Genomic DNA, 22,064 nt, shown 5'->3' with positions numbered 1-22,064 from the left:
GGTTTTGGGCAGATCAATCGCTTGATTTCTCAAACTTACCAATGGCAAAATTCAATTTCACATAAAAAGCACTGGGATCAAATGCCGGTGCATTAGATATTATCAAGTCCTTGCGGAGGTCCGGACTAAAGTTTCTCCTGAGCTTGGTCACACTGGAATAAATGTTCAGCATATAGCCCACTTGCAGCCCCATTCTAGAGTACACTCCGATTTGGGTCGTGGGTTTTAAAAAGGCTCCTAATAATTTATCCGCATTCAAGCTCAAGTTAAGTCCAAGGTTTCGCTGGTAAAGGAAACTGGTATTCATATTTCCCAGTAAGTTTTCATTGAAATCGGTGTTCAGGTCCTTTGCGATGAGGTCCAAGGACGTGGTACCGTAATAAATCCCTACTTTTGGATAAAATCTCCAATCTTTGGTAAGGCTATTTTTCCAGTGATATTGCAGGCCCGCCGTGACATGGATGGGCAGATAACGATAATTCACAAAATCATTACTGAACCGTTTTTTGTTGAGATTAAAATCCGCTTCTGCAAAAAAGCCCAATCGTGACATCGCTACATAAGATATTCCCGCTCCCAATGTCGCCGTTTGCTTCTCAAATGTTTGGTATCCTTGCCCACTTAGATAATTATTGAGATCGGTATACGGTTGATTTTTATAACCTGCAGAAATATAAAAATCCGTAAAGTAAATTTTTTCCTGGGAACTCGTATCCTGTGCAAATAGTGCTGAGGAGAAAACCAACACAAGGCTACATATCAAAATGGTTATTTTCATTGTTAGCAGATTTACACAATTCCAGCAACAGCCCAAACTTATGGATCATTGGGCATGCTTTTTTCGAAACTTAAAGATATCTATTTTTTTAAGGTTTTGATATCCTTTTTCCAATTAATTGACCAGCGACTTAGCAGTAGTTAAATGTGGTATGGGCCAACATGAAGACTTGTCAGATTGGAGCATGAATTGCTTGACTTATCAACTTTCCACAGGCTATATATTTATATTATATTCTTTTTTTAAATAAAAAACTATTACAGTTATTAAGCTGTGGATTTGTGGGTAAACTCAATGGTTGATGTTACCCACAAGTTACCCAAGCATTATCCATACATAATTCACTTTTCATCCACATGTTATCAACTTGCAACTATTTGATACTAAGTACCGATCCTTATTTATCTTGATTCTGTGTATAACGTCATTGGTTTTGGAGTGTTCATTAAGTGCTGTGTGTATAAATGTGGATAGACGTTTACAAAATTGTGGTTATCCATAGCCCAAAAAAAAGTATCCCAAATGAGCAATGTCATTTGGGATAAGTCTGTATTTGTCCATAAGTTATAGACACTTATTCACATCGTTTTTCAGAGTTATCTACAGCCCTTCTGCCGAGTTTTGCTCTTTTGGAATGGTATCGGTAGGTGTATTATCAGTAGTTACCTGGAGTATTCCTGAGGCTGGGCTAGGGAGAATGTTGATGTTTTGGTTGGTCCATTTTCCTCTTAGAAGAATGTTATACGACATGTTTTCATTATCGAAATAATAGTAAACAGGTTCAGGTTGTCGTCGTTCAATATAGTTTCCTGGATCCCACTGGCCATTCTTATTACGATCGATAATGGCCCTGACCATGTATTCCCCCGCTTTGATTTTCTTAAAACTGTAGGTTTGTTGGTCCTGCTCTAAGACGGTTTCTCTGATAATGGTGCCGTCCTTTGAGAGGAGTTGGACCAAAATAGGCCATTCTTCAGCCATGACTTTTCCCGTGACTTCGTCCGCTAGATTCTCAGGATCTTGTCTGCTAAAGGTAGTTTTGATAGCCTTTTCGTTTATTTGATCTTCTATGTCAATGAAGGTGGAATCCGAAGCATAGAATTGGAAACTGGTCTTTTGGATACTGTCCAATACTGGGATGTCCATGAGGATGGTAGCCCGTAAGCTGCTGTCTTTAAATGATAGGTACTCCGGCTTGATATTGATATAAGAGGCCGAATCATACTGGATAAACAGGGAATCATAGACGATGTCTTTAATGGGCTTGTTAAAGGAAATCGATGTTTTGATATTGGAAATAAACTCCTTGTTTTTGTCCATGGTGGGGGTTAGGTTTTCACTTCTTCTATCACTTGACATAAATGAAGCATAGAAAGTAGTGTCCACTCCAAAGCCTACTGAATCACGCAAGCTTAACGATACTTGGGTACTGTCATCTCTTAACGTAGTGTGATAAAACCGTATGTTTTTTTCATTGATACGGTAGAATAGTGATTTCCCCAGGTCAGGATGTGTAACGGTAAGTTTAGCTGGGTATTTGCTTAACACCACATCAAAAGTGCTTCCAATGGCAGTGGTCCTGTTGATTTTGAATTCTGATAGGTCCCCTTTGTATAAGTTAAAATAACTGCCCGCCACATCTTTCATGATGTTAATGGTGTCTGCAATAAATCCGTAAGGTTCGCTCTTGTCTTCTGCCTTGGAGGTGTTATTGGCATCATGCCAAGCGTACGCCCGGTATTTTCCTGCTTTGATATTGGTGATTTCAAAGTTTCCTGCAGAGTCTGTTTGGGTGAGATAATAGGGAGGATCAGAAAAGACATCCATGGTGTCATCCTCAATACGATATAATCCGACGATGACATCTTCCATGTCTGGTGTTTTCTGAGGAAATATATAAGCTACTTTTCCTATGAACCGTAGGCTATCTATCATATCTCCAGTAGAAAATACCAATTTTAGGTTTTCGGATGGATTGCTTTCCGAAATGTCCTGAATGCTTTTTTGGAAGTTAAAAACATACGTGGTGCTGTCTTCCAGTTCCTGCCCTATTTTGATGCGGAGTTCATTTTTCAGGGCTAGGAATTCCATTTTGCTTTTGTCCAGGCTCGGAGTGATGATGACATTTCGTTGTGGGTTTTCGGTTTTGATATATTCATCAAAAACCAATGTTACGTTTTCAGGCTTCGTATTTAAGCTTTGATCCTTAGGATTTGAAGAAAGTAGCACTGGTGGATCTTCATCCTTTGGGCCGCCCATGGGAGAACTTTGTTTTGCACAGGCATAACAGAAAATAATGCCTATAAGTAAGGAGAATATGGGGATATAGTGATTTCTATTGCTCATTTCTTTTTCAATATAAACAATATGCTGGAATAGTTATTTTTATTGTTTTTAGCTAATTTATTTGATTTAAAACCAGTAATTATTGATTTAATAAGATTTTTCTTATTATACTTTATACTGTTTGATAAAATGGAGACATAATAACTATCAAAAGGCATGGGCTCTTCTGCTACTATTTTAAGGGCATATTGCTTAGCCAATTGGTGCATGGTTTCCTGAGTGAAGTGGTACAGGTGCCTTGGTACATCTAGTGCTGCCCAATCCTCTTTAAATAACGTGGCGTCGTAAGAGGCATTGTTCGGTACTGCTAAATATAGTGTACCCCGTTTTTTCAACTTGCTGAGAAGAAATTCCATGGTTCCCTTTAAGTCATGGATGTGTTCTAAGACATGGAAAAGGGTGATGGCATCGAACTTTTTTTCTGTGGCCAGTTCCGGTAATTCCGAATAGAGTTTCAGGTTAAACTTTGATTTAGCAACGGCTGCTGCTTCTGTGCTGGGTTCGTAGCCAACAACTTCCCACTGCTTGGATTGGGCATATTCTAAAAAGTGTCCTGTGCCACAACCAAAATCCAGGAGCCTATTCGGATGGTTTGTGTATTTATTGATCCAATTGACTTTTTGCTGCAAGGTTATTTTTCTAACCTGCTTGTATATAAAATTGACCAGATTGGTGGATTTATCCGTATGGGAAATATAATCGTTGGATTGGTAATATTGACTGATACTGGATGCATCTGGTCTGGGATTAGTAAAAAGCAATTGACAATTTTTACACTTGCAAATACTAAAAGATTCCTTGGACACACTGTGATCCTTTACCACCATATGATTAATAAAAAGTCCACTTTGACAAAGTGGACATTTGGTTAATCTTTCGTACATGTTATCTTCCTAAATAAACCGTGAGAATGGACAGGTCTGCTGGAGAAACTCCACTGATCCTGGATGCTTGGCCCAATGTTTCTGGCCGTATTTTATGTAATTTTTGTTTTCCTTCTGCGGACAAAGCAGGAATGGTGAGGTAATCAAACTCGCTTGGAATTCTATAATTTTCCATGCTGTTGAGCTTCTCTACCATTTGCTGTTCCTTTTCGATATAGCTATTGTATTTTACTTGTATCTCCGCTTGATCCAGTACCTCTTGAGGGTATTTGGATAAGTATTGATTTATTTCCTGATCTAAGTCTTTGATGGCGGTTAGGCCCAGTTGAGGTCGTTTAAGGAGTTTTTCTACGGTAATTTTCTCTTTGATCGTTGCCGTATCCTTTTCCTCCAGTCCTTCATTGATGCTGTCCGGACTGAGCTTTTTCTGTTTTAGATCATTGATCAGTTTAGCCGTATCATTTTTCTTGTCCAGCATTTTTTCCAGGCGCTTATCAGAAGCGAGGCCTATGGAGTGACCCAATGCCGTTAACCTTAAATCTGCATTATCCTGACGAAGAAGCAATCTGAATTCTGCTCTGGAGGTAAACATTCGATAGGGTTCTTCGGTGCCTTTATTGATAAGATCGTCGATGAGGACACCGATATAGGCGTCAGATCTTTTTAGTAAGAATGGACTTTCTTCCTTCACTTTTCTTGCGGCATTGATCCCTGCGATCAGCCCTTGGCATCCTGCTTCTTCGTAGCCTGTGGTTCCATTGATCTGGCCAGCAAAGAATAGGTTCTCTACGAGCTGCGTTTCTAAGGTAAGTTTAAGTTGTGTAGGTGGGAAGAAGTCGTATTCGATGGCGTATCCTGGACGGAACATTTTGCAATTCTCGAACCCTGCTATTTTACGAATGGCCTTATACTGGACATCTTCTGGAAGTGATGTCGAGAAACCATTGACATATATCTCTACTGTATTCCATCCTTCTGGCTCCACGAATATCTGATGCCGGTCCCTTTCGGCAAATCGGTTTATTTTATCTTCAATGGATGGACAATACCGTGGACCTAAACCTTGAATGCGGCCATTAAACATTGGAGAACGATCAAATCCTGTTTCCAGTGTTTCATGCACTTCCTTGTTGGTATATGTAATCCAGCAGGTACGTTGTTCTTTAAGCGGTGAGGTTTCGTCCGAGAATGAGAATTTCTCTGGCTTTTCATCTCCATGCTGGACTTCCATTTTAGAATAATCCAAAGACCTTCCATCTACCCTAGGCGGTGTTCCGGTCTTCATTCTTCCTGCTTCAAAGCCCAAGTCTACCAATTGCTCGGTAATCCCTTTAGCTGCAACTTCCCCTGTTCGGCCTCCGCCAAACTGTTTTTCTCCGATGTGAATAAGTCCATTTAGGAAGGTTCCATTGGTTAAGACCACTGATTTGGCTTTGATTTCTAAGCCAATGCCAGTTTTGACTCCCACTACCCTATTATCTTTCACCACTAGTCCTGACACCATCTCTTGCCAGAAATCTACACCTGGGGTTCCTTCTAGGGCAAATCTCCACTCCTCTGCAAAACGCATCCGGTCATTTTGAGACCTTGGAGACCACATGGCAGGTCCTTTTGATCTGTTAAGCATCCGGAATTGGATCATGGATTTATCAGAAATGATCCCGGTCATCCCTCCTAACGCATCTATTTCACGTACAATTTGCCCTTTTGCCACCCCGCCAATCGCTGGATTGCAGGACATTTGAGCAATAGTGTTCATGTTCATTGTGCATAGAAGCACAGAACATCCCATTTTGGCTGCTGCATGTGCTGCTTCACATCCTGCGTGCCCACCACCTACTACTATTACATCATATTCTGGAAACATAAGGCATTTTTGTTAAGTGTTCCACGTGGAACCATAATTGATAACTTTACTGTTCCACGTGAAACATTTGATTTTACTTCTGTGTACTGTTCCACGTGGAACAGTGAGATAATGTTATATAAATTCTATTTTTTTATTTCAATCGATAACCTTTGGTATTCCACGTGGAACGTTAAGGTTGTGTAGAGAAAAAGAGCGAAATGGCTTCATCTTCTTTTTCTCTCATGAGTTTTGCTTCTTCTTTGGTTTTGTCTTTATAGCCGCACAAATGGAGAAGTCCATGACTGATGACTCTAATGGTTTCTTTGTGGCTGTCTACGTTTTGATCTTTGGCATTGTCTCTGATGCGTTCGATGCTTACAAAGATGTCTCCTTCTAGGGTGTCTTGTTCTTCAGAATTATCAAACGTGATAATGTCTGTATAGGTGTCGTGGTCTAAGTAGTCAAGGTTGATTTGATAAAGGTATTCATCAGAGCAAAAGATATAATTTAAGTCCGCTATGACGAATCCTTCCTTTTTGGCGATTTCCCGAAGCCAACGCTTCGTGAGATTTTTCTGAGGTAGTTTGAATTGGATGTCTTCTTCAAAGAAATTGATTGCCATGATCAGTTCATGTAGAAGGTTAAGATGGTTTTTTTGCCGTCGTTTTCAAATGCTACTTCGTCGCTCAAGTGTTTCATGATGAATACACCCCTACCACCAGATTTTTCAATGTTTTCAGGTGCTGTAGGATCTTTTAGATTCTCGTAATCAAAACCCTTTCCTTCGTCTTCAATGATGAATTTCAATTGGTTTTCCAGAAAGTTCACCTCAAGGTTTACGGTCTTATTGGCGTCTCCTTCATTTCCATGAACGATGGCGTTGCTGACGCATTCCGTTACTGAAATCATGATGTTACCATAGATGTCGTCATTGATCTGGAATTTTTCCCTCGCATTGTCAATGAAGCTTTCTACGATCTTGATATTCTCAATGAGAGATGGAATGGAGATTTTGATCGATTTCATCAAGTGTTATGGTTAATTATCCTTTAAATTTCATTTATCCTATTTCTACTAAGACCGGGCAATGATCAGAATGGATGGCGTCGGGCATGATGCTTGCACCTTTTACTCTTTCATTCATTGCCGAGCTGGTCATATGGTAATCAATTCGCCAACCTTTATTGTTTGCCCTGGCATTTGCACGATAAGTCCACCACGAATACTGGTGGGGAGATTGGTTGTATAATCGGAAACTGTCGTCAAATCCATTGCTTGTGAGTTTGTCCATCCAGGCCCTTTCATCCGGTAAAAAGCCGGAGGTGTTTTTATTGGCTATGGGATTATGAATATCGATTGCCTTATGGCAAATGTTATAATCTCCACTTAGGATCAAATTGGGACGGGATTTTATCAAGTCTTGGGTGTATCCGTAGACATCGTCCAAGAACGCATATTTAAAATCTTGTCGTATTCCGCCAGTGGTTCCAGAAGGAAAATAGGCGCTGATAAAGGAAAATTCTCCAAAATCAGCCCGGATCATTCTGCCTTCATCGTCATAATCGGAAACCCCCATTCCATAGGTGATTTCAGAAGGCTTTTCCTTGCTTAAAATGGCTACTCCACTGTATCCTTTCTTTACAGCTGGATACCAATAGCAATGATAACCAAGGTCTTCAAATACACTGGTTTCTATTTGTGCTTCAGTGGCTTTTATTTCCTGTAAGCCGATGATATCCGGAGAGGTTTGAGCCAGCCAATCGGCAAAACCCTTTCTCATGGCAGCACGGATACCGTTGACATTATAGGATACGATATTCATGGACAATGGATTTATTATTTTTATTGGCTTGTCATTATAAATTGATTTATAATTCTAACCAATGTTTTTATTCTAAGTAAATTTCTTATTTAATGTCCATTTCAAATTCTTTTTCGAAATATTCTAATACTTGAATCTTTAAGAGTTTTTCTTGCTCTAATAGATCAAAATGGGGTAATTCCTTCACCAGTTTCCAGTGAGGCCAGCCATCTTGGTCTATAAAATCCAAGGCATAGAAGCCTGCCAAACTCAAGACTTTGCACACGGCGATGTGCATGAGGTCTTGTTTTTGTTCCTTGCTGAAGTTTTTCATGCCTTGACCCAGCTCTTGGACGCCAATGATAAAAAGAACACCATTTAGATCAGCAGGTTTTTTTGCGATCAGGTCCTTTAAACCAAATAGCAGTTTACTCCAGCGCTTCTCAAGATCCAAATCCTTTTTAAACATCTTTCTTTGCTTCGTTTTCGAGCTCTTCCCAATATTCAACGGCTTTTCGCAGATGAGGGATGACAATGGTCCCGCCAATTAAGTTGGCAATGGAGAAAACTTCAAAGACCTGCTCTTTGCTGAGGCCTACTTCATGGCATTTGCCCAAGTGATAGCGGACACAATCGTCACAACGTAACACCATGGAACAGGCCAGGCCGATCATTTCCTTTGATTGGATGTCCACGGCTCCTTCTCGGAAGGCATTGGTATCCAGGTTAAAGATTCTTTTGAGGACTTTATTGTCTTCTCCCAGAATCTTATCATTCATCTTCGCGCGATACTCGTTGAATTCGTTGACTAAATTCATTAACTTATAGGATAGTTTTTATCTAATTAGCAAATATAACAGGTATTTTCCTGTCAATTAGAACTAACAACCCTTTTTCCTAATGCGTTTCACTTTTTTCAATGATTTTCTAGCCCTGGTATTCCCGCAGACCTGTGTGGTATGTCGGCGCAGTCTGTTTGATTTTGAACCGTTGATCTGCAGGTCTTGCTTGGTTCAGCTGCCGGTGACTTCGCATCATCTACGCGCTGATGACAATGATTTGACCGCTAAGATCATGGGATTAAGCCCAGTAACACGGGTTATGGCCTTTTTGCGGTTTACAAAAAAGGGTGTCAGCCAAACCTTGCTTCACCAATTAAAATATCGGAACAGGCCAGAAATGGGCCAGTTATTGGGGAAATTATACGGGCAAGAGCTTAAGAGAAATGGCTACCAGAGCTGCTGGGATGCTGTTTTGGCGATTCCCCTCCATCCTGCCAAGGAAAAACGAAGGGGATATAACCAAAGCTTGATGTTTGCGGAGGGGTTGGCGGAAGAATTGGGAATGCCAGTAGCCGATCACTTGGTTCGTGAGCGGTTTACCAGTACACAAACCAATAAGTCTAGGCTGGAGCGGATCGCCAACGTGGAGAACGTTTTTTCTTTGCAATCCGCAGGGGATGTATCCAAAAAAAAGGTACTTTTGGTCGATGATGTCATGACCACTGGCGCCACTTTAGCTTCCGCAGCCAATGTATTGTTTGAAGCAGGCGCTTCCCAAGTAGACTTAGCAGTCATAGCAGCGGGGAAGTGAGTGCGTCGCTTTTTCTTGGATTATTTACCAAACTATTTTATAAGCGTATGTTATTTTATCAATTTTCAGGATACCTATTGCCGGCAATTATCATCATCGATGTCCTCTTGATTTTAATGTTGGTATGGGGAATGAGTGCTGGCCGTAAAGTGCTACTTTGGATCATTTCTCTTACGGCTATCCTGATGTTTGTGGCCCTAGGCATTTTTAAATGGGGATTTTCAAGGCCTGATTTTATGGTATCCAGTCCAGGGGAAATTATCCTCGAAAACCCAGCGGACGGTCCAAAGAGCATTTACTATTTGGAGGCAGACGGAGGCGTATTTTGGAAGCATGAAGTTGATGGAAATACCAGCGAATCGCATTCCTTGGAATTGGAAAGGGCAGATCCAGACAGTCTGATGATCGTCACCCACTTTGATGATGAATGGTATATTCAACCGCTCGATCTTTCAACTTCTGAAACCAGGACCATTGTCCTTCAGAAAGCGGGTTTCGATAAGAAAGATGTTTCCAAAGCGATCAATAGTTATTATTGGACCGTTTTATGTTGGAATTACGTTTCCTATTCCCTTACCATGATTTTTGTAGCGGTTTTTCTTTTTATGCTATGGAGAAGAAATGTGTAAACCTAATGGCAAATTCAGTCATCAGGTTTATCCTGTATAATTTTTTCTGGTAGGAATGGATTCTTGGGAGATCATCATCCAGACAGCTGGAAAGATCCACCTTGGGTGGGGCCATGAGATAGATAAATGACTATTACTGGAACTTTATCGACTATATAGTTTCACTAAATCGATTAAATGAATAGATTGGGGGCAGCAATATCCCTGACCCCGTATAGCTTTCGGTGATGATACTGCTTGAACTGGGCTGTTGGTTGGATATATGCAAGAAGATCAAATTTGTAAAAAAGAAATTTTCAATAATCGACCCAAAAATGAAATACCTGATTTTAGCTTGCATTGTCCTTGTTTTAGGTTCATGTGGTGAGTCTTCTTCCCAAGTTTCCCAAAAGTCCTCCTCTGCCAAACCGAATATCATTATCATTTACACCGATGACATGGGGATTGGTGATCTTTCGTGCTATAACAGCGGTTGGGTCACCACGCCAAACATCGATAAATTAGCGGCTAATGGGCTGAAATTCAACCATTATTATTCTGCAGCCCCGGTCTGTTCTCCATCACGCGTGGGCATCACCACGGGGATGTACCCTACCGAATGGGGCATCAACACGTTTTTGCATAGCCGAAAGGGGAATGCGAATTGTGAGCAATTTGACTTTTTGGATCCCAAAGCACCTTCCATGGCGCGTGTCCTGAAGACCGCCGGATATCAAACCAGTCATATCGGAAAATGGCATATGGGTGGCGGCCGCGATGTAGACGATGCTCCGCAGATTACGGAATACGGTTTTGATGAATATACAACGACCTATGAAGGTCCCGACCCGGATAAGCTTATCACTGCTTCCAACTGGATATGGAGTGAACAGGACAGCATCGAACGGTGGGAGCGGACAGGGTATTTTGTGGATAAGACCTTGGATTTTCTAAAACGTCATCAGGATCAGCCATGCTTTGTTAACTTTTGGCCGGACGATATGCATGATCCATGGATTCCCAATGAAGAATTTTACGATCAGCGGGATACATGGCCAAGTAAACCCAATTTTATTCCTGTTCTTAAGGAGTATGATCGGCAGATTGGCAGGCTGATGGCCGGACTGGAGGAATTGGGCATTGCCGAAAATACCATGATCATCTTTACCAGTGACAATGGCGCCTATCCCACTTACGAACATATCCGCACCAACAGCCAACGAGGGGCCAAAAACAGTCTTTATGAAGGGGGAATTAGAATGCCGTTTATTGTCAGCTGGCCAGCGGCCATCAAAGCTAATCAGACCGATAATGAGACCATCATAGCAGCGGTGGATTTGTTGCCGAGCTTAGCGAGCCTTACCGGCGCCGAATTGCCCAAAGAGTATGCTTTGGCCGGCCAGGATATGAGCCAGGCATTGGTGGGCAAAAATCCCCAGGCCAGAAAAAATGACCTTTTCTGGGATTTTGGAAGAAATGAGCATTTTAACCGCCCAAGGCAGCCTTATCACCAAAGTCCACATTTGGCCGTTCGCCACGAAAATTGGAAATTGCTGGTCAACTCGGACAGCAGCCGTGTAGAGCTCTATGATTTGGAAAAGGATGTCAACGAGACCACCAACATCGCGGAACAGCATCCGGCATTGGCAGGAAAGCTGAGCCATGAAGTGATCCAATGGTACTGGAACAAACGAAAAATCAGGAAAGATTGATGGTAAATCCGTAGTTTTTTGAAAAGCATACTGGATAGGCAAAATGCTATCTTGTTTAGTTGCCGACTAAAAATGCTGGGATAAATTTCTACGTTTCGATGTGTTTGAAAACGCGGAGCATTGGATAGGATGAGACGATCATTTACCCATATTGAGAACATTTAATATCGATGTCAGCAGCAGAAATCATTAAAGCACTGGAGTTAAAACCACATCCTGAAGGTGGCTATTTCAAGGAAGTGTACCGCAGTGATGGTCAAATAAACCAAAGCTGTTTGGGAGAGGATTTTGAGGGAAATCGAAATTATGCTACGGGCATTTATTTCCTGCTGACTTCCGATACTTTTTCGGCCTTTCACCGGATCAAGCAGGATGAGGCGTGGCACTTTTATATGGGGGCTCCCATTCGGTTGCATACCCTTTCTGCTGCGAATGGTCATGAAGAATTCATCATTGGCAATGCCTTGGATAAAGGAGAAGTGCCACAATTGGTCGTTCCTGCTGGGCATTGGTTTGCGGCAGAAGTATTGGCAGAAAATAGCTTTGCCTTGGTGGGCTGTACTGTTTCACCGGGGTTTGACTTCCGGGATTTTGAATTGGCCGATCGTAATAAGCTAATAAACGTTTTTCCTAATCATCTGGAGCTAGTGACCAAGTTTACACGAGCGTAATATTATTTTGAACCCCATTTTCAAGTTTTGCCTAATCAACGTATTTGGGGAAAGAGGAGGAATATATTTGAGGCAAACAGTATTTAATTGCCGTTCATTTTGGGTCCATGTCCATTTATATGGGAGGCGATATTCTCTTTCATATTTTTAGAGATGATAGCGATACCCATATTTTCAGCTGAATCTTGATCCTTTAGTCCAGGATGCTCCGTTGACCTTTGAAAGTGGAAGATTCAAGAAGCTATAGAAAGTATTTTTATCTCATTTCTTCGTAATTTCATGGAGTACCAAATTTACAAACCATGAAACTCGGCGCATTTTCCATTAGCCTATCGGTCAAGGACCTGCAGGCATCTAAGTCCTTCTACGAAAAATTAGGTTTTACCGTTTTTGGCGGGAGTGAAGACCATCACTACTTGATCATGAAAAATCAAAATGCCTTGATTGGGCTTTTTGAAGGGATGTTTGACAAAAATATCCTTACCTTCAATCCAGGCTGGGATGAAAATGCACAAACCCTAAATGATTATACTGATGTCCGCGAAATTCAACAAAAGCTTAAAGAAAATGGCCTACAACTAGACCAAGAGGCCAATCTATCTACTTCAGGACCAGCCAGCATTGTCCTTACAGATCCCGACGGAAATCCCATTTTGATCGACCAGCATGTGTGATGGTTAGATGATGGTACTTTGCCCAAGGGTTTAAGCATAATTTTGTGTTTTCCGCGCTAACACTAAATACCATTTACTCTCTAACTCAATTAACCTCTAAAACGATCTCAACTTAGATACGCAATACGCACCACTAACTCCTCAATACTTTAAACTAACGACCATGAGCAATTACGTTTGGTATGCCAGTTATGGTTCCAATCTCTTGGAGGAAAGGTTTCTATGTTACATCCAAGGTGGAAAGCCTGCTGGAGCGATCAAGACCTATAAAGGCTGTGTGGATAAGTCACTGCCTACGGCGTCAGAAGGCCTGGAGATACCCTATTCCCTTTATTTTGCTAAGCATGCTGGCATTTGGAACGGTGGCGGAGTGGCTTTTATCCACCACGAAACCACCACTCGTGAAAGGACTTTGGCACGTATGTATAGGATTACGAAAGCGCAGTTTTATGATGTGGTGATGCAGGAAAACAGGCTACCGGATCGCCCTCCAATTGAGCTGGATCAGGTAAAGCACCTGGGCAGTGTAGCGCTGCAAAATGCCGGATGGTATGATTTGCTGCTTTACCTGGGAGAGGAAATGGATGAGCCAATTTTTACCTTTACCGCAAAGGAATCGTTTCGGCCTTTTGTGGCCCCCCATGAGTCTTACCTCGGAACGATTATTCGTGGCATAAGGCAAACCCATGGGCTGACGGATGATGCAATGGTTGATTATTTAGCCCAAAAAGAGGGAATTAGGAATGCCATCGCCCCTGATGCCCTTCAGCAATTGATTTGTACACCATAATTAAAAGTAAATTTATAAACGAAAGATTTTACCATGCATATTACCCTAAAAGACCAACGGATACTGGTGACTGGAGCTTCACGGGGAATTGGCCGGGCCATAGCCGAGCAGCTTTCCGCCTCAGGGGCAGAAGTGCTGATCCACTGTCATAAGCATGAAGCAAAGGCCCGTGAATTACAGCGGTCATTGCCCCACAAGGCACATGTGGTTTCATGTGACCTAAGTGATCTGGAGCAAGTGAAGGGCTGGATTACACGGTTGGTGGATAAATATGGGAAGATCGATGCCGTCATCAATAACGCCGGAATAGCCCTTTCCTGCTCTGATGAGGCTCCTACAGAAGATTGGGCCACGGCCTGGCTTCAAACCATGACGGTGAATGTCAATGCCTTGGCCATTATCACCAAGGAGTTTGTTCAGCATGCACGCCTCAACAACCATGGCAGGGTCATCAATATCAGTTCTAGGGCAGCTTTTCGCGGAGATACGCCCGATTATTTGGCTTATGCCGCTTCCAAATCCGCGCTGGTTGGTTTTACCAGGTCCTTGGCAAGGTATTATGGTAAGGAGGGCATCAGGGCATTTATCATTGCACCGGGTTTTGTCCGTACCGATATGGCACAGGATTTTATGGATCAATATGGAGAAGATTTTGCCTTAAACGATATTGCCTTGACCGAATTGACCGAACCAAAGGATATTGCCCCAATGGTATGCCTCCTCGTTTCAGGTTTGGCCGATCATGCGACAGGAACTACGATTGCGATGAATGCTGCATCTTATGTACATTAGCGAGATGGCACAAAGCATCCGGAGACGATCATTCAGGTTGTTTATAGCCAATACTCCCAGCATTTTTAGCATAAATTAATTGCCTTAAACATACATCAGGACAACCATGAATAATTTTAACCAACGTGTATTGCATCATCTACGGTTTCATGGATGCTTTTAAGCGTAAATGAATGGCCGTGACAAGGCAGCTATGGACAGCATTACCATGGCAAACAAGAAATTAACGTGATATCAGTGTGATAATGGATAAACAAGAATTTAGAAAACGCGCGCATCAGGTTGTGGACTGGATGGCCGATTATATGGAGCAGAAAGCGCACTATCGGGTGACACCAGAAGTGCAGCCAGGAGATATCTTTGGGCAATTGCCGAATCAAGCTCCGGAGCAGCCGGAATCCTTTGACGACATTTTTGAAGATTTTAAGGAAGTGATTCTTCCGGGCATGACCCATTGGCAGCATCCGGCATTTTTTGGGTATTTTCCAGCAAACAATTCCGAACCATCCATTTTGGCTGAGATGCTGATGTCCACCTTAGGTGCTCAGTGCATGTCTTGGCTGACTTCTCCGGCGGCCACAGAACTGGAGGAAAAAGTGATCAATTGGCTTCGGGACGCCAAAGGGCTGGATGCATCTTGGAAGGGAGTGATTCAGGATACCGCTTCCACGGCCACGCTGTGTGCACTTTTGGCCGCTAGGGAGCGTGCGAGTGGATTTTCGATCAATGCCGAAGGATTTAGCGGTCAGGAAAATTATCGCGTTTATAGTTCTGAACACGCGCATTCTTCGGTGGACAAAGCCACGCGCATAGCGGGACTTGGTTTGGCCAACTTGGTGAAAATTCCGGTCGACGAAGATTTTAAAATGCTGCCTGAAGCATTGGAAGAGGCTATTTTAGCAGATTTGGAAAATGGATTTACCCCAATTTGTGTGGTTTCGGCATTGGGAACTACCAGCTCGGGAGCAATAGATCCCATTGAGGCGATCGGGAAAATTGCCCATCGCCACAGTTTATGGCATCATATTGATGCTGCTTATGCGGGCACCGCTCTCCTGCTTCCGGAATTTCGTTGGATGATCAAAGGTCATGAACTTGCCGACAGCTATGTCTTCAATCCGCACAAATGGATGTTCACCAATTTTGATTGCTCAGTACTTTTCATCAAAAATGCCGAAGCATTTATCCACACCTTTTCGATGACGCCCGAATACCTGAAAACCACCCAAGATGATCATGTGCATAACTACCGTGATTGGGGAATTCAGTTGGGAAGAAGGTTCCGTGCACTGAAGCTATGGATGGTCATCAGGAGCTTTGGATTGGAGGGAATCCGGGAAAAGCTTAGGCATCATCTTGCCCTTACAAAAATGGCAAAAAAACGGGTTGAAATTGAAGATAATTTAATCATTGAGGCTCCTACTGATTTGAATGTCATTTGCTTCCGTTTTGTGGAAAAATCTTTGTCCACAACTGTTCTGAATGCCCTAAATCAAGCTTGGCTGCAACGCGTAAATCAGACCGGAAGGGTCTTTTTTACCCATACTGTATTGGATGGAAAATATGTGATTCGCTGGGTCATCGGCCAAACAGATGTTTTGCAGGAGCACATTGACCTGGCTTGGACGGTTCTTATGGAGGAGTTGGAAAAGGTAAAAGCGGCACTTTTGTGACTTCGCATGAGCGTACGGGAATAATGTGGATAACATGTTTAAAACTTTAACATATAACTGATAATAGACCGACTATAAAAGTGATTTATCCAAGGAATGATTTATTGATCAAGTATTCAATAAGATATAGTATCTTTTGGTTTATTGCTTGTGTTATGAAGGTTGAGGTTTCCACTGAATCCAAGATCAGTGCTGCTTAGGACCTTTCGATTTTAAGTTTATGGCATCAGTACGAGTGTTATCCTTTGCCATGGACTTATTTTCCCGAGAGAAATCAGTTTATCCTGTGCAGCAGGAAGATTTTCAATCTTTTTATTTAAAATGAGTCTAAATAAAAAGAATTACTTATATTTGCACATGGTTTTTTTTAAGGCTTAGAACCCATTTAGCAAATGACTATTCAGCAATTGGAATATGTTTTGGCAGTGGATAAGCACCGCCACTTTGGACATGCTGCGGAGGCTTGTTTTGTAACGCAGCCTACGCTCAGCGCTCAGATACACAAATTGGAAAGGGAGTTGGACGTGGTGATTTTTGACCGTTCGAAGATGCCGGTGATCCCTACAGAAATAGGCCAGCAGCTTATAGACCAAGCGAGAAAGGTGGTTTCTGAAAGCAAGGGCATTTATGAAATGATTTCCCAGCTAAAAGGAAATATCAGTGGCGTGATCAAGCTGGGCATCATTCCCACGCTGGCACCGTATTTACTGCATTTGTTTATCCGGGATTTTTTGGAAAAATATCCCAATGTCCAGTTGCAGGTGGAAGAACTGATCACCGAAGAGATCATCCGCCGTATCCGCAATGATGAATTGGACATGGGAATTGTGGTTACCCCCTTGCAGGAACAGGGGATTGTGGAAAAGCCGATGTTCTATGAGCGGTTTTATGCCTATTTATCTCAGGGCCACCGGTTGCTGGCCAAGGACTCCATAGACGTAAAAGACCTGATGGCAGATGATTTTTGGGTACTTCAGCAAGGACATTGCTTCCGTGATCAAGTACTGAGCATCTGTGACCAGTCGAAATTTCAACGCATGAATTTTCACTATGAAAGTGGTTCTTTGGAAGGGCTTAAGAACATGGTAAATCGCTATCAGGGAGTCACGCTTCTTCCCGAATTGGCGACTTTTGACCTTAGTGAAGAGGAAAAATCCAGGGTGAGGCCATTTGCAGGAGAAGAACCTACCCGTGAGGTGAGCATCGTCTTGACGAGGAGCTTTCTCAAGAAGCGTTTGGTGGAATTGCTGTACAATGAAATTACGGGATGCATTCCTGAAGAGATGACCTCCAAAGCACACGGAAAAATAGTAAAGTTTAAGTAAGCAAACATCTTATTTTCCATTGTGGAAAACTCAGTTCCTGAGCCTAGCCAAAGGAAATTTGCTACGCTCAGGAGCCGAATTAGCCATTAAAACTATCCGACGAGAAAGTTTTGTGTCTTTGAATTCCCCAACTTTCGGACAGTAGCTGTCCGCTAGCCTTGGTTTTTCAGGGCATGATCTACCGCCCTGGCAGCAAAAACCATATAGGTAAGTGATGGATTTTGGGTGCTGGTAGACGTCATGCAAGCCCCATCCGTCACGTAAACATTTGGGCAAGCATGAAGTTGGTGGTGTTTGTTTAGCAGGGAAGTTTTGGGATCGTGGCCCATGCGGACACCGCCCATTTCGTGAATATCCAACCCTGGTCGGCGCTCGTCATCCCACGTGCGGATGTTTTTAAATCCTGCTGCATCAAACATCTCTGCCAACTGTTCCCGGTAATCTTTGATCATGTCAAGGTCATTTTGGTCATAATCCACATTGACCTTAAGTTGTGGCATATCCCACTCGTCTTTTTGGGCTGTATCCAGCGCGACATAATTGCTTTCTTTTGGAATGGTTTCGCCCATCATATGGGAACCGATTCTCCACGGGCCGTAAGATGGATTCATTATGTTTTTGACCAAATCAGCTCCTGTACCACTGTAGTCTACATCCTTGGACCGGGTACCGTGAATGCCTGCTGCATAGCCCCGCAAAAACTTCGTTTCTTGTTTATCCACATTTCTGAATCGAGGCATATAGCCGCTGGTGGGCCTTTTGCCTTCGGTGGTAAATGATTTGAGCCCTTCATATTCTCCTGAAACTCCACCTCGGTAATTGTGGAAAGCAATGAATTTTCCCATTAGCCCATTGTCATTGCCCAGGCCATGTGGAAAACGTTTGGAGGTCGAGTTCAATAAAATCAAATTGGTGTTCAGCGCACTGGCATTTACAAAAATAATGGGCGCATAGTACTCGGTTACTTCCTTGGTGTTGGCATCGATTACCCGCACGCCGGTAGCTTTCTGTTGGGTATCATCGTATATAATGGAGTGCACCACCGCGTGATTTTTCAGGGTAAGGTTGCCGGTGCGCTGGGCCCATGGTAAGGAAGCGGAATTCGAACTGAAATAGCCACCAAACGGACAGCCACGCTGACAAATGGTGCGGTGTTGGCAGATTCCCCTGCCCTGCTTCGCATAGTATTCCGCATTTCCGGTGATGTGTGCATATCGGCCACTGATGACGTTTCTCCCGGGATATTTTTCTTCCACCACGGATTTGAAGTATTCTTCTGCAGCCGTCAGTTCGATGCCGGGTAAGAATTCTCCGTCCGGAAGGTGTGGAATGCCATCATGAAAGCCTGCGACACCTACAAACTTTTCCACATAGCTGTACCATGGAGCCAAATCCTTGTACCGGATGGGCCAGTCTACGGCAAAGCCATCCCGTGCAGGGCCTTCAAAGTCATGATCACTCCAGCGTTGGACCTGCCTGGCCCAGAGCAGCGATTTTCCTCCTGTTTGGTAACCACGGATCCAGTCAAATGGCTTTTCTTGGATATACGGATGTTCTTGGTCCTTGACAAAAAAATGTGCTGCATCTTCCCGAAAGGCGTAGCATCGGCTCACCACGGGATTTTCCCGTTGGATGTCTTCAGGTATCTGACCCCGGTGCTCAAATTCCCAGGGCATCATATTGGTGGTGGGATAATCCTTATTGTGGACAACACTCCTTCCCCGCTCCAAAACCAAGGTTTTGACACCCTTATCGCATAATTCTTTGGCAGCAAAGCCACCACTCATCCCAGAGCCAATTACAATGGCTCCAAAACTATTCTCTTCTTTACCTTTTATATTCAGATTAGCCATTGATATTCACTTTTTCTCCTGGTACGATTTCTTTTTTTCCGTTAAAATCCGGCCCTGGGACCAATTGGAAGGGCATTAATTCGGTCATTACATATTCTGATTGTAGATAACCTTGGATGGTGTATTTTTTGGTGGTTTGTAAAAAATAGCGAACATCCTCTGCTTCCTTGTCACTGTTAGTGGTTTCCTCTAAAATGGCTTCGACCGTTTTGGCTGCTTTGGGAGCATCCATTTTGGTAAATCGGGTACCTGCTGTTTTTTTGGTATATCCGTCAAATTCGTGAAGGCCGCTGAGGAACTGGCTTTGCTCATCACTGCTCATGCAATCATTGGCCATGACGAGGACAAAATCATGTACCCCAAGTGCTGCAGCCCCTTTGAGCTCAGTTTCTGGAATAAGGGTATCCACCAGCTTTTGGATCAATTGCAGGTGGCTTTCGGTGATTTTTAATTCATCGTAAGCTGCCAGTACTTTTTCCTCACTTAAATCGCAGGAAGGAATCAGTGCCAGCCCACCTGCCGCCAGGGCGAGTTGTTTTAAGGCTAATCTTCTGTTCATAGGTTTGTCATTAGGGGTATTTTGGGTTGTCTAAGATTTTTGTGAAAAGATAAAACGGTTTAGCCAAAATTTCAATGAATTGATGATTTAATCGTAGATAAGAAAGTGTTTTGGAAAGGCAATTGGGTCATAAAACGATAAATTAATGGCCAATCAATTACCCTTCAAAGCTATTCGCTTGATCGGCATGGTGGATAAAATAATTGTTGCGGAGCAGTTAGGGACCAGGGATCAAGCCATGGAGTTTCAAGGGAACCTTTCGCCCACATAAGATGGATGAGAGCTTTTGAGGTATGCAGGTTAACGGTTTGATATATGGCTGGATTATTATACCATGAGGTTTGGAAGCTTGAAAAAAATAGCCGGAAAGCATAACTGCTCTCCGGCCACAAACTAAATCTAAAAAATTAGCGAATATGGTAGGTTTTGGTTCCGTAATGTTTTTTGCCAAACATATCAGTGGCTTCCACTTCGATGGTGTGAACACCCTTTTCTAATTTGGCATCGATCCCTGCTCGCCACAGGTGTGTACTTTTGACTGGATTGGACGGACGTCTGCCATCCAAGAGTTCTTCGGTGGTATCCCACTTATACACATCCATCATGTAGGTAGGGTCGTATTCTTCCATATAGTTCATTTTTTTCCAAGGGCCATCGTCGATTCGGTAGCGCAACTCGTCATTTTCGGTACCCATAAAGAAGTTGACAAAAATGCCCGCCGAAGTACGCTTGTCCTTCTCCAGTACTTTTGGGGCAAAAATGGCCATTTGGTAATCTTCGTTTTGGTCGACCACCTTGTACCTCACTTCATATTGGTTGCCCGTGAAATCCAAAAATGCATATCCTTTGGGCGTACCGTCCCGCATGGTGGACTTAGGAATGCCCTTTTCATTCAGCTCACCGGAGTACCAGTCTCCTGAAGTAGTCCCTACATTATAGTGGTGATGAGGGTTTTTCTGGTTCCAGCCATCCTTTTCAAAAAAGAAATCCTGTCGCTGCAAGTGCGTATGCGCAGAAAGGGAAAGGGTATGTGGATAATCCTTCAACAGGTCAAAAAGTTGTTGACGTTCTTCATCGTTAAAGGGATCCCCGCTGGGCTCGCTTAACGGAATGTGAAAAGCCAAAACGATCAAGTGATCTTTGGGCACATACTTTAGGTCATTTTTTACGAAAGTCAATTGATCTTGACGGAAGCCTCCCCAATATCCTTTACCATCGCGAGGGTCGGGATACATCACATCGTCCAAAACGATAAAATGAACGTTGCCATGGTTAAAGGCATAATTCGCTGGCCCAAAATGAGCTTCAAACGTTTCATCAGACAAGTGATCTTCTTCCGCATCGAAATTCAGGTCATGATTTCCCAGGACGTTGTACCACGGAACCCCGACTTTAGCGGTGGCAGCAATATAAGGATCAAAGAGATCCAGGTCATTCCCCACAAGATCACCTAGAGACAAACCGAAATCAATGTCTTCGATTCCCTCAACTTCCGATACCACACCATTATCAAAGTGATTGACCTCTTCGATCGTGTACGGTTGTGGATCACCAAAGATCAGCGCCGTAAAGTTACTGTTGTTCGCTACGGGGATTAGGCCAAAATCTACTTTTTTGGGTAATTTTCCAGTGGGGGCCAACCCTTCAAAATCCATTGCTGGAGAACCTTCAGGCTTGTGGATATAGAAATACTGCGGAAGGTTTTGCTCATCTACGGGAGCTTGGTAGCCAGCCGGTTTGATGACAAAAATGATCTGATCATCGGTCACAGGGAGCTCATAGCGCCCCTTTTTGTCCGTCAGGACCACATCTATTCCGTTAGAAACGGCCACTTGTGGGAGGCCCTTTTCCTTGCGGTCCTTTTTGCCGTTGTTGTTCAAATCCTCATAAACCGTTCCTTTGGCCGTTTCTTGGGCGATGGCTGCCCAGGAAGATGCCAAGAGTAAACCGGTGAAAAGCAATTTTTTCATGGTGTGCTGTTCGTTTTTAGTAAGATAATTATGTCTAAATTCTCTGATACAAGTTGCGCCATTAACCTTTCTGGCAGTATTTCCTTACAGGAGCACACATTATCGTTTCCCGTTAATACTGCTTTTCCAAAGCTCAGGCTATTCTGATAATATTATTATTCATATAGTAAGTGTCAAAAAAGGGGT

Annotated in this window: 22 protein-coding genes; 10 read left to right on the top strand and 12 right to left on the bottom strand. The window is 43.0% G+C overall.

Annotated elements, in window-relative coordinates; all coding sequences use genetic code 11:
* Positions 1 to 13: 13 nt before the first annotated feature.
* The 9 genes from ECHVI_RS05145 to ECHVI_RS05105 form a co-directional block, all read right to left on the bottom strand.
* Positions 14 to 778: a hypothetical protein gene (locus ECHVI_RS05145; protein ID WP_015264897.1), complete on the bottom strand. Its 765-nt coding sequence runs from the start codon at positions 776 to 778 to the stop codon at positions 14 to 16.
* A gap of 600 nt (positions 779 to 1,378) precedes the next feature.
* Positions 1,379 to 3,124: an Ig-like domain-containing domain gene (locus tag ECHVI_RS05140; RefSeq protein ID WP_015264896.1), complete on the bottom strand. Its 1,746-nt coding sequence runs from the start codon at positions 3,122 to 3,124 to the stop codon at positions 1,379 to 1,381.
* Complete coding sequence (locus tag ECHVI_RS05135; protein WP_342662036.1) at positions 3,121 to 3,753, bottom strand: class I SAM-dependent methyltransferase; 633 nt, start codon at positions 3,751 to 3,753, stop codon at positions 3,121 to 3,123. Before ECHVI_RS05135 ends, ECHVI_RS05140 begins: the two co-directional genes overlap by 4 nt.
* A 256-nt stretch (positions 3,754 to 4,009) precedes the next feature.
* Positions 4,010 to 5,875 (bottom strand): tRNA uridine-5-carboxymethylaminomethyl(34) synthesis enzyme MnmG, encoded by a 1,866-nt coding sequence (gene mnmG, locus ECHVI_RS05130; RefSeq protein ID WP_015264894.1) that lies wholly within the window; start codon positions 5,873 to 5,875, stop codon positions 4,010 to 4,012.
* A gap of 172 nt (positions 5,876 to 6,047) precedes the next feature.
* A complete protein-coding gene (ybeY, locus tag ECHVI_RS05125; protein ID WP_015264893.1) occupies positions 6,048 to 6,479 on the bottom strand; it encodes an rRNA maturation RNase YbeY in 432 nt (143 codons plus the stop codon).
* Positions 6,480 to 6,481: 2 nt separating this feature from the next.
* Complete coding sequence (locus tag ECHVI_RS05120; protein WP_015264892.1) at positions 6,482 to 6,883, bottom strand: ATP-binding protein; 402 nt, start codon at positions 6,881 to 6,883, stop codon at positions 6,482 to 6,484.
* Between the two features lie 34 nt (positions 6,884 to 6,917).
* Positions 6,918 to 7,679 carry an exodeoxyribonuclease III gene (locus tag ECHVI_RS05115; RefSeq protein WP_015264891.1) on the bottom strand — a complete coding sequence of 254 codons (762 nt, stop codon included), beginning with the start codon at positions 7,677 to 7,679 and terminating at the stop codon, positions 6,918 to 6,920.
* 85 nt (positions 7,680 to 7,764) lie between these two features.
* Complete coding sequence (locus ECHVI_RS05110) at positions 7,765 to 8,127, bottom strand: hypothetical protein (RefSeq protein ID WP_015264890.1); 363 nt, start codon at positions 8,125 to 8,127, stop codon at positions 7,765 to 7,767.
* On the bottom strand, positions 8,120 to 8,476 hold the full coding sequence (locus tag ECHVI_RS05105; RefSeq protein WP_015264889.1) for a carboxymuconolactone decarboxylase family protein: 357 nt from the start codon (positions 8,474 to 8,476) through the stop codon (positions 8,120 to 8,122). The genes ECHVI_RS05110 and ECHVI_RS05105 overlap by 8 nt, the downstream gene beginning before the upstream one ends.
* An 82-nt stretch (positions 8,477 to 8,558) precedes the next feature.
* On the opposite strand from ECHVI_RS05105, the gene ECHVI_RS05100 reads away from it, so the two are divergent.
* From ECHVI_RS05100 to ECHVI_RS05060, 9 genes are all read left to right on the top strand, one after another.
* A complete protein-coding gene (locus ECHVI_RS05100) occupies positions 8,559 to 9,251 on the top strand; it encodes a ComF family protein (protein WP_015264888.1) in 693 nt (230 codons plus the stop codon).
* A gap of 47 nt (positions 9,252 to 9,298) precedes the next feature.
* Positions 9,299 to 9,880, top strand: a complete 582-nt coding sequence (locus ECHVI_RS05095; RefSeq protein ID WP_015264887.1) for a hypothetical protein — start codon at positions 9,299 to 9,301, stop codon at positions 9,878 to 9,880.
* Positions 9,881 to 10,194: 314 nt separating this feature from the next.
* A complete protein-coding gene (locus ECHVI_RS05090; protein WP_015264886.1) occupies positions 10,195 to 11,571 on the top strand; it encodes a sulfatase family protein in 1,377 nt (458 codons plus the stop codon).
* Positions 11,572 to 11,741: 170 nt separating this feature from the next.
* Positions 11,742 to 12,242 carry a cupin domain-containing protein gene (locus ECHVI_RS05085; protein WP_015264885.1) on the top strand — a complete coding sequence of 167 codons (501 nt, stop codon included), beginning with the start codon at positions 11,742 to 11,744 and terminating at the stop codon, positions 12,240 to 12,242.
* A 302-nt stretch (positions 12,243 to 12,544) separates the two neighbouring features.
* Positions 12,545 to 12,916, top strand: a complete 372-nt coding sequence (locus ECHVI_RS05080) for a VOC family protein (protein WP_015264884.1) — start codon at positions 12,545 to 12,547, stop codon at positions 12,914 to 12,916.
* A gap of 163 nt (positions 12,917 to 13,079) precedes the next feature.
* A complete protein-coding gene (locus tag ECHVI_RS05075; RefSeq protein ID WP_015264883.1) occupies positions 13,080 to 13,706 on the top strand; it encodes a hypothetical protein in 627 nt (208 codons plus the stop codon).
* Between the two features lie 33 nt (positions 13,707 to 13,739).
* Entirely contained in the window at positions 13,740 to 14,498 is a 759-nt protein-coding gene (locus ECHVI_RS05070; protein WP_015264882.1) for an SDR family NAD(P)-dependent oxidoreductase, read from the top strand.
* A gap of 245 nt (positions 14,499 to 14,743) precedes the next feature.
* The gene (locus ECHVI_RS05065) at positions 14,744 to 16,171 is read left to right on the top strand and encodes a pyridoxal phosphate-dependent decarboxylase family protein (protein WP_041738331.1); all 1,428 of its coding nucleotides are present in this window, start codon (positions 14,744 to 14,746) and stop codon (positions 16,169 to 16,171) included.
* 392 nt (positions 16,172 to 16,563) lie between these two features.
* Positions 16,564 to 17,496, top strand: a complete 933-nt coding sequence (locus ECHVI_RS05060; protein ID WP_015264880.1) for a hydrogen peroxide-inducible genes activator — start codon at positions 16,564 to 16,566, stop codon at positions 17,494 to 17,496.
* A 152-nt stretch (positions 17,497 to 17,648) separates the two neighbouring features.
* Here the strand turns inward: ECHVI_RS05060 and ECHVI_RS05055 are convergent, their stop codons facing one another.
* Together ECHVI_RS05055 and ECHVI_RS05050 are read right to left on the bottom strand one after the other, a co-directional pair.
* Positions 17,649 to 19,349 carry a GMC oxidoreductase gene (locus ECHVI_RS05055; protein ID WP_015264879.1) on the bottom strand — a complete coding sequence of 567 codons (1,701 nt, stop codon included), beginning with the start codon at positions 19,347 to 19,349 and terminating at the stop codon, positions 17,649 to 17,651.
* Positions 19,342 to 19,908 carry a gluconate 2-dehydrogenase subunit 3 family protein gene (locus tag ECHVI_RS05050; protein WP_015264878.1) on the bottom strand — a complete coding sequence of 189 codons (567 nt, stop codon included), beginning with the start codon at positions 19,906 to 19,908 and terminating at the stop codon, positions 19,342 to 19,344. The genes ECHVI_RS05055 and ECHVI_RS05050 overlap by 8 nt, the downstream gene beginning before the upstream one ends.
* A 145-nt stretch (positions 19,909 to 20,053) precedes the next feature.
* Here ECHVI_RS05050 and ECHVI_RS24225 point away from each other — a divergent pair, with 145 nt between their 5' ends.
* Entirely contained in the window at positions 20,054 to 20,179 is a 126-nt protein-coding gene (locus ECHVI_RS24225; RefSeq protein WP_015264877.1) for a hypothetical protein, read from the top strand.
* Between the two features lie 136 nt (positions 20,180 to 20,315).
* Here the strand turns inward: ECHVI_RS24225 and ECHVI_RS05045 are convergent, their stop codons facing one another.
* The gene (locus tag ECHVI_RS05045) at positions 20,316 to 21,878 is read right to left on the bottom strand and encodes a calcineurin-like phosphoesterase C-terminal domain-containing protein (protein WP_015264876.1); all 1,563 of its coding nucleotides are present in this window, start codon (positions 21,876 to 21,878) and stop codon (positions 20,316 to 20,318) included.
* Positions 21,879 to 22,064: the final 186 nt, after the last annotated feature.

This window comes from Echinicola vietnamensis DSM 17526 (assembly GCF_000325705.1).
Lineage (GTDB): Bacteria > Bacteroidota > Bacteroidia > Cytophagales > Cyclobacteriaceae > Echinicola > Echinicola vietnamensis.
The sequence above is the reverse complement of the archived record's forward strand: the minus strand, read 5'-3'. Positions and strand labels throughout refer to the sequence as shown.

What these genes read in the sequence shown, in the direction of transcription:
- ECHVI_RS05145 (WP_015264897.1), bottom strand. Translation starts at nt 778, where the DNA reads ATGAAAATAACCATTTTGATATGTAGCCTTGTGTTGGTTTTCTCCTCA.
- ECHVI_RS05140 (WP_015264896.1), bottom strand. Translation starts at nt 3,124, where the DNA reads ATGAGCAATAGAAATCACTATATCCCCATATTCTCCTTACTTATAGGC.
- mnmG (WP_015264894.1), bottom strand. Translation starts at nt 5,875, where the DNA reads ATGTTTCCAGAATATGATGTAATAGTAGTAGGTGGTGGGCACGCAGGA.
- ybeY (WP_015264893.1), bottom strand. Translation starts at nt 6,479, where the DNA reads ATGGCAATCAATTTCTTTGAAGAAGACATCCAATTCAAACTACCTCAG.
- ECHVI_RS05120 (WP_015264892.1), bottom strand. Translation starts at nt 6,883, where the DNA reads ATGAAATCGATCAAAATCTCCATTCCATCTCTCATTGAGAATATCAAG.
- ECHVI_RS05115 (WP_015264891.1), bottom strand. Translation starts at nt 7,679, where the DNA reads ATGAATATCGTATCCTATAATGTCAACGGTATCCGTGCTGCCATGAGA.
- ECHVI_RS05110 (WP_015264890.1), bottom strand. Translation starts at nt 8,127, where the DNA reads ATGTTTAAAAAGGATTTGGATCTTGAGAAGCGCTGGAGTAAACTGCTA.
- ECHVI_RS05105 (WP_015264889.1), bottom strand. Translation starts at nt 8,476, where the DNA reads ATGAATTTAGTCAACGAATTCAACGAGTATCGCGCGAAGATGAATGAT.
- ECHVI_RS05100 (WP_015264888.1), top strand. Translation starts at nt 8,559, where the DNA reads ATGCGTTTCACTTTTTTCAATGATTTTCTAGCCCTGGTATTCCCGCAG.
- ECHVI_RS05095 (WP_015264887.1), top strand. Translation starts at nt 9,299, where the DNA reads ATGTTATTTTATCAATTTTCAGGATACCTATTGCCGGCAATTATCATC.
- ECHVI_RS05090 (WP_015264886.1), top strand. Translation starts at nt 10,195, where the DNA reads ATGAAATACCTGATTTTAGCTTGCATTGTCCTTGTTTTAGGTTCATGT.
- ECHVI_RS05085 (WP_015264885.1), top strand. Translation starts at nt 11,742, where the DNA reads ATGTCAGCAGCAGAAATCATTAAAGCACTGGAGTTAAAACCACATCCT.
- ECHVI_RS05080 (WP_015264884.1), top strand. Translation starts at nt 12,545, where the DNA reads ATGAAACTCGGCGCATTTTCCATTAGCCTATCGGTCAAGGACCTGCAG.
- ECHVI_RS05075 (WP_015264883.1), top strand. Translation starts at nt 13,080, where the DNA reads ATGAGCAATTACGTTTGGTATGCCAGTTATGGTTCCAATCTCTTGGAG.
- ECHVI_RS05070 (WP_015264882.1), top strand. Translation starts at nt 13,740, where the DNA reads ATGCATATTACCCTAAAAGACCAACGGATACTGGTGACTGGAGCTTCA.
- ECHVI_RS05065 (WP_041738331.1), top strand. Translation starts at nt 14,744, where the DNA reads ATGGATAAACAAGAATTTAGAAAACGCGCGCATCAGGTTGTGGACTGG.
- ECHVI_RS05060 (WP_015264880.1), top strand. Translation starts at nt 16,564, where the DNA reads ATGACTATTCAGCAATTGGAATATGTTTTGGCAGTGGATAAGCACCGC.
- ECHVI_RS05055 (WP_015264879.1), bottom strand. Translation starts at nt 19,349, where the DNA reads ATGGCTAATCTGAATATAAAAGGTAAAGAAGAGAATAGTTTTGGAGCC.
- ECHVI_RS05050 (WP_015264878.1), bottom strand. Translation starts at nt 19,908, where the DNA reads ATGAACAGAAGATTAGCCTTAAAACAACTCGCCCTGGCGGCAGGTGGG.
- ECHVI_RS24225 (WP_015264877.1), top strand. Translation starts at nt 20,054, where the DNA reads ATGGCCAATCAATTACCCTTCAAAGCTATTCGCTTGATCGGCATGGTG.
- ECHVI_RS05045 (WP_015264876.1), bottom strand. Translation starts at nt 21,878, where the DNA reads ATGAAAAAATTGCTTTTCACCGGTTTACTCTTGGCATCTTCCTGGGCA.